Raw genomic sequence first — 2,156 nt, 5'->3', positions numbered from 1 at the left:
GAGGGCGCGTCGGCCACCGCGCTGCTGCTGCTGCAATCCCTGCGCGCCCGGGGCGTTCGGGCCGAAATCGCCTATCGCGGCAACGCCAAGCGGCGGATGGAACGGGCCAACCGCATCGGCGCCACCCATGCCATCCTGATCGGCGAGGACGAGGTCGCGCGCGGCGTGGCGCAGGTCAAGGCGCTCGATGACGGCACCCAGGCCGAACTCGCCCTGGACGCGGTCGCGCCCTACCTGGCCGGGCGGGACGGCTGACGGGAACGCGCGCCATGGAACTCGACGACAGGCTGGACCGGATCGCCGCCCGGTCCGAGGAACTGCAGGCCATGCTATCCCAGGGCCTGGCCCAGGGCCTCGACGGCGAGGCCTTCAGCAAGGCCTCGCGCGAATATGCCGAACTCGAACCGATCGTCGCGCGCATCGGCGAACTGCGCCAGGCCGAACGCGAGGAACGCCAGTCCCAGGCCCTGCTGGCCGACCCCGACCTGCGCGAACTGGCCCAGGCCGAACTCGACGCCCTGCGCGCGCGCATCCCCGCGCTGCGCCAGGACATCCGCATCGCCATGCTCCCCAGGGACGAGGCCGACGAACGCAGCGCGATCCTCGAAATCCGGCCCGCCGCCGGCGGGGACGAGGCCGCCTTGTTCGCCGCCGAACTGTTCGACGCCTATCGCCGCTATGCCGCCCTGCGCGGCTGGCGGTTCGAGGTGATGGAATTCGACGAATCCGAACTGGGCGGCCTGCGCTCGGGCATCGCCAACATCACCGGGCGCGGCGTGTTCGCGCGGCTGAAATACGAATCGGGCGTGCACCGTGTCCAGCGCGTCCCCGCCACCGAAAGCCAGGGCCGCATCCACACCTCGACGATCACCGTCGCCGTCCTGCCCGAAGCCGGCGAGGTGGACGTCCAGGTCAATGACGACGATCTGCGCATCGACGTCTTCCGCGCCTCGGGCGCCGGCGGCCAGCACGTCAACAAGACCGAGAGCGCGGTGCGCATCACCCACCTGCCCACCGGCCTGGTGGTCGCGATGCAGGAGGAAAAGAGCCAGCACAAGAACCGCGCCAAGGCGATGAAGATCCTGATGGCGCGGCTGTATGAGCGCGAGCGCGCCGCCGCCCACGCCTCCCGCGCCGCCGACCGCAAGTCGCAGGTCGGCACCGGCGACCGCTCCGAACGCATCCGCACCTACAATTTCCCCCAGGGTCGGGTGACCGACCACCGGATCAACCTCACGGCCTACAAGATCGACCGCGTCATGCAGGGCGAACTCGACGAATTCATCGACGCGCTGATCCAGGACGACCAAGCCAGCCTGCTGGCCGCCGAGGGAATATAGTGTCCTGCCCGAGAAATTCTCATGAGAATTTCTCGGATCAGCAGGCCACTAAAATATTGATTCTATTGTCCTGACGAGGCGGAATCACGCTCCAGGCTACGAGGTCGGCGCGGCGCACAGGCCGGCACGGCCCGGACGGCGCTCCACCACCGACGGGTCATCCGGATCGGCCAGATAGAATTCGGTAAAGTTCCGCGTGCCCAACGCGTTCAGCACCTGCCCGTCGGGATGATGCAGCACCCCTTCGCCATTGACCTCGTGCGTCTCGGTATGCCCGTCGGGCATGCGTATGGTAATCTCGCCGCACAGGACATAGCTGTGGTTCAGCCGTCCCGCCGGGGTCTCGATCCGCACGATGCGCTGCGGGGTCCCGGCATCCAGCCGGATGGTGGCCGCCAGTTGGTCGTCGATATAGAAACGCGATATTTCCGAAATCTCGGTCGCCGCCCGTCCGTCGACCACGGTAAAGGACCCGGCCAAGGCCGGCTTCATCGGCGCCAGGATGGCGCAACCCGCCGTGACCGCGCCAAGAATCGCCCCCTGAACTGCAAGGATTCCCGATGATCCGCTCATACGATTCATGCAGGCAGCTTAGGACGGATCGCCCCTGACATGAAGATCAACGATCCGGCATCGCCCGCATCGCCTGAAGCGCCCGCGACACCGGCCGAATCGTCCCAGTCGCTATCGTCTTTGGCGCTTCCCACGGTGCTGGCCGAAGCCACCAGGCGGCTGGCCGGGGCAGGGATCGACACCCCCCGGCGCGAGGCCCGGCTGCTCATGGCCCATGTCCTGGGCACCGACCTGGCCGGCCTG

3 protein-coding genes and 1 pseudogene are annotated in these 2,156 nt (G+C 67.9%); 3 read left to right on the top strand and 1 reads right to left on the bottom strand.

Features of this window, described 5'->3' with window-relative positions; translation table 11 throughout:
• Positions 1-255 (top strand): His/Gly/Thr/Pro-type tRNA ligase C-terminal domain-containing protein (locus HUK84_RS15705; protein WP_246285724.1); only part of this gene is annotated, 255 nt, incomplete at its 5' end.
• A gap of 14 nt (positions 256-269) precedes the next feature.
• Positions 270-1,340, top strand: a complete 1,071-nt coding sequence (gene prfA, locus HUK84_RS15700; RefSeq protein WP_176641119.1) for a peptide chain release factor 1 — start codon at positions 270-272, stop codon at positions 1,338-1,340.
• 96 nt (positions 1,341-1,436) lie between these two features.
• On the opposite strand, the gene HUK84_RS15695 is transcribed toward prfA, so the two are convergent.
• Positions 1,437-1,913, bottom strand: a complete 477-nt coding sequence (locus tag HUK84_RS15695; protein ID WP_374729374.1) for a hypothetical protein — start codon at positions 1,911-1,913, stop codon at positions 1,437-1,439.
• 39 nt (positions 1,914-1,952) lie between these two features.
• Between HUK84_RS15695 and HUK84_RS15690 the strand changes: the two are divergent.
• Positions 1,953-2,156: pseudogene (locus tag HUK84_RS15690) on the top strand (hypothetical protein); the annotation flags it as partial.

The organism is Nguyenibacter vanlangensis, assembly GCF_013376155.1.
Lineage (GTDB): Bacteria > Pseudomonadota > Alphaproteobacteria > Acetobacterales > Acetobacteraceae > Gluconacetobacter > Gluconacetobacter vanlangensis.
The sequence above is the reverse complement of the archived record's forward strand: the minus strand, read 5'-3'. Positions and strand labels throughout refer to the sequence as shown.